Annotated in this window: 4 protein-coding genes and 2 pseudogenes; 5 read left to right on the forward strand and 1 reads right to left on the reverse strand. The window is 29.1% G+C overall.

Features of this window, described 5'->3' with window-relative positions; translation table 11 throughout:
- The first annotated feature begins 244 nt into the window (after positions 1 to 244).
- From NH286_RS10490 to NH286_RS10505, 4 genes and pseudogenes are all read left to right on the forward strand, one after another.
- Positions 245 to 556 carry a hypothetical protein gene (locus NH286_RS10490; protein ID WP_004827261.1) on the forward strand — a complete coding sequence of 104 codons (312 nt, stop codon included), beginning with the start codon at positions 245 to 247 and terminating at the stop codon, positions 554 to 556.
- A 1-nt stretch (position 557) separates the two neighbouring features.
- Positions 558 to 710: pseudogene (locus NH286_RS10495) on the forward strand (Maff2 family mobile element protein); the annotation flags it as partial.
- Positions 711 to 833: 123 nt separating this feature from the next.
- The gene (locus tag NH286_RS10500) at positions 834 to 1,052 is read left to right on the forward strand and encodes a helix-turn-helix domain-containing protein (protein ID WP_002839984.1); all 219 of its coding nucleotides are present in this window, start codon (positions 834 to 836) and stop codon (positions 1,050 to 1,052) included.
- 428 nt (positions 1,053 to 1,480) lie between these two features.
- A complete protein-coding gene (locus NH286_RS10505) occupies positions 1,481 to 1,975 on the forward strand; it encodes a hypothetical protein (protein ID WP_265238749.1) in 495 nt (164 codons plus the stop codon).
- Positions 1,976 to 2,232: 257 nt separating this feature from the next.
- Here the strand turns inward: NH286_RS10505 and NH286_RS10510 are convergent.
- Positions 2,233 to 2,688 (reverse strand): annotated as a pseudogene (locus NH286_RS10510) (helix-turn-helix domain-containing protein); the annotation flags it as partial.
- A 262-nt stretch (positions 2,689 to 2,950) separates the two neighbouring features.
- Here NH286_RS10510 and NH286_RS10515 point away from each other — a divergent pair.
- On the forward strand, positions 2,951 to 3,241 hold the full coding sequence (locus tag NH286_RS10515) for a DUF3847 domain-containing protein (RefSeq protein ID WP_101603884.1): 291 nt from the start codon (positions 2,951 to 2,953) through the stop codon (positions 3,239 to 3,241).
- Positions 3,242 to 3,383 lie beyond the last annotated feature (142 nt).

A 3,383-nucleotide genomic window follows, 5' to 3' on the forward strand; every position in this document is an offset into this window, starting at 1 on the left:
ATTTAGGAAGACTAGCTTCAAGGAGGTTAACTACGACCTCTATCTATACAATTATTATCCCATAAGAAAGTGGGATAGAGAACAAAATGTAGTATTTATTACTACAACTATAATATACGAGGAGGTTTAAATGGTAAGGATAAGAAGTCCCACAAAACAATTTAATATATTAGACATTTAGCGATTGAAATATAAGTTCAGTCGCTTTTTTAATTGAAATTTTTAGATTAAGGAGAAGAAATCAATGGATAGAGAAATGATAAATATTAATGCAAATTTAGTTAAGGAAGCTGAATTTTCAGAATTTGAAAAGGATGGAGAAAATGTTCAAGTAGCAAATTTTGCTCTTGTTAAAAATTATGGAAAGGGCAAAGAATATACAAATTGCTCAGTATATGGAGAAAAGGTAGAAATTGTAAAAGAATTTGAAAAAGGAGATCTAATCCATGTCTTTGGATATTTCAAAGAAAATAAAAAAGGAGATAAGGTCTACAAGAATTTTATAGTTAAATCACTAAACAAAATAGAAAATAAGAAAGAAAACGAGGAGGAATAATATGGAATTTTTTACAGCTGGAGTTGGAGTTTTAAAGACACTTGTAACTGCAATTGGTGCAGGTTTAGGAGCATGGGGAGTTATTAACTTGATGGAAGGTTATGGTAATGATAACCCTGGTGCTAAATCTCAAGGTATTAAGCAATTTATGGCAAAATAAGGACGGAATAACACAACAAATTCTCTAAAACAAAACATTAAATCAATGCAAGATTGAATGAAATCAATATTCATGCTATAATTAAATAAATCTAATGAAAAGAAAAAGAGGGATATTATGGCACTTAACTATAAACCATTATGGATACAATTAGCAAAAAAAGGATTAAAGAAAACAGATGTAATAGCTATGGCAGGACTAACAACAAATGTTATGGCACAAATGGGCAAGGATAAACCAATTACCTTTAAGAATTTAGAAAGAATATGTAAGGCTCTATCTTGCACTCCTAATGATATTATTAGTTTTGAAGATGAATTTGAAAAAGAGATTTAAATTCTTATAGTTCTTTACACTTGATTTACAAGGGATCAAAGAAAATCTTAATAAAGGTTTCTAAAATTTTATTGAAATAATGTATAATTTGTGATAGCTTACTTACAATTTTAGAATTGTAATCTTTATATAGGGTGTTTTTATATCTTGTCAATGATTTTGTAAATATCTTTTAGATTGAAATCCAAAGTTTTGTGAGTAATTTATTTGAGAATTTACAAAATTTCTTAATACATGACCTGTATGTGTATAATGACATTGACAAGAAGACATCTGTGATTATAGATTTTAAATAACTATATAATTGTAAAAAAGTATAGCACTAATACTAGCAAGAAAATTTATACGAATTTAGTTGACACAACTAAGAAAAATTGCTCCCATTTACGAAATGGTTTATACTTCAAGAGAGGAGGTGAACTAAATTGATGAAAACACTTGGTATGTTAACAATCATCTGCTTAACAGCATCAATTATGATGGTGAATTTTATACTTATTATACCGAAATTTGGCTCGAAGTATTTCGGTGCACCCGATGATATCAAAGTTATGATGAGTAAGTTGCCAGATAAACCGATTTGGGTCAATATATTCGGCGGACTTATCATGATACTTGGATTGCTAACCATTGCAGCCGTCCTAGGCTGGGCAATTGTTGATACAGTAAAATTTAGTTTAACTTTTCAGCAAGCCTTTGTTAGATTTTTAATACTATTTGAAGGATATAAGCTTTTTGATATTATCTTTTTTGATTATCTCATGCTTACCAAGTTAAAATTGCCGACTAAAGTTTACCCAGAGACGGTTGGTGCTAAGGGTTATGATAATTTTGGTTTTAATGGGAAAAGTCAGATTGCAAAAATTATAATCTTCTTTTTCGTGAGCCTAATTTTGGCATATTTACTGACCGTTTTGGTTTAACTAGAAATTCATAACTTATAATGTTCAATTCGACTTCTTGGCTATTTGTTTTAAGGGGCTGTAGCTTAAAAAAACCAATTATCAGAAATAGATATAAGCCATGAACAGTTAGATGAAGATAGGTTAGAGGGAAATATAAGCGAAAGAAACTTCAATCTAATATGTGAGCATATCTTAAAAACAAGACAAGAACCATTCCTATACAAATATCTATACATGCAAATTCATATAAGATAAAGGCGTATAAAAAAATTAGTTTAATCACTGCAATCACAATTTAAATTGTGGTGGTCGCAAGTCAAATTACGAACTTCACTAGGAAGTTTTCCCTTGTATCTTTTGTAATAAATGGAAAATTTGCTATGGGATGAGTATCCAACAGATTGAGCTATTTCTTTTATAGGAAGTTTGGTATTTAAGAGCAGAGTCTCAGCCACATTCATTCTTTTTCTTTGAGTATATTCTGTAATTCTTTGACCATATTTTTCTTTGAATAGATTTTTTAATTTAGTCCCGCTCATTGTAGATATTTTTTCAAGAGTTTCTTGGTTCACATTCATGGCGAAATGATCATCTAAGAATCTGGCTACATCTTCAAGTGCTTTATTATCATCAGATTCAATTTTATATTTTTTCCTATTTAAGTAGGTATCTATTACTATACTTACCCATTCATTTGCTTTGGCTTTAAAGAAAAAATCACTGAAATGGGCTTTAAAATTGAGTGGGGCTCTAATAATATAAATAAAAATGGCAGAAGAATTTATCTACTAATAGCCTACATCTTTTATCTTTGTGAGAAAAATATGATAAAAAAGATAAACAAAAAGTTATAACATTCCAGATTGGGATTACATGGAAAGAAATATAGAAAACATAAAATTAAAATGGAATATAGCAAATTATAATATTTAAAACGAAAACGATTAGAAATAAAAATCTAGTCGTTTTTTTATTACAAGAAAGGATATAAGTATGAAAAAATTAGAACAAATAAGACAAGAGTCAAAAGAAATAAAAGATAAAATTGATGATACAGAGGAAAGATTAAGGCAACTAAAAAATCAAGAAAAGAAGATATTAAAACAAGACATAGAAAAAAGAAGAAAAGAAAGAACTCATAGACTTATAACAAGAGGAGCAATCTTAGAAAGCTTTATAGAAAATGCAGAAGAACTAACAGATGAAGAAATAAAAATCCTACTAGAAGAAGGAACAAAGACAAAAGAATTTAAAGAAACACTAAAAATAATGAGAGAAAATTAAGAAAAATAAAATAATAAAATCTCCCTTAGATTTTCTAAGGGCGCAATTATACACCCTAAAGGGTGCTTGCGTGCCTTTAGAGCCAAACCCTTGCAGGGAGCAACAACCATTCGCTTTTTAAAAGTCAAGGGTAAATAAACTC

The sequence above is a fragment of the Anaerococcus sp. NML200574 genome (assembly GCF_026131665.1).
Taxonomy (GTDB): domain Bacteria; phylum Bacillota; class Clostridia; order Tissierellales; family Peptoniphilaceae; genus Anaerococcus; species Anaerococcus kampingae.

What these genes read in the sequence shown, in the direction of transcription:
- NH286_RS10490 (WP_004827261.1), top strand. Translation starts at nt 245, where the DNA reads ATGGATAGAGAAATGATAAATATTAATGCAAATTTAGTTAAGGAAGCT.
- NH286_RS10500 (WP_002839984.1), top strand. Translation starts at nt 834, where the DNA reads ATGGCACTTAACTATAAACCATTATGGATACAATTAGCAAAAAAAGGA.
- NH286_RS10505 (WP_265238749.1), top strand. Translation starts at nt 1,481, where the DNA reads ATGAAAACACTTGGTATGTTAACAATCATCTGCTTAACAGCATCAATT.
- NH286_RS10515 (WP_101603884.1), top strand. Translation starts at nt 2,951, where the DNA reads ATGAAAAAATTAGAACAAATAAGACAAGAGTCAAAAGAAATAAAAGAT.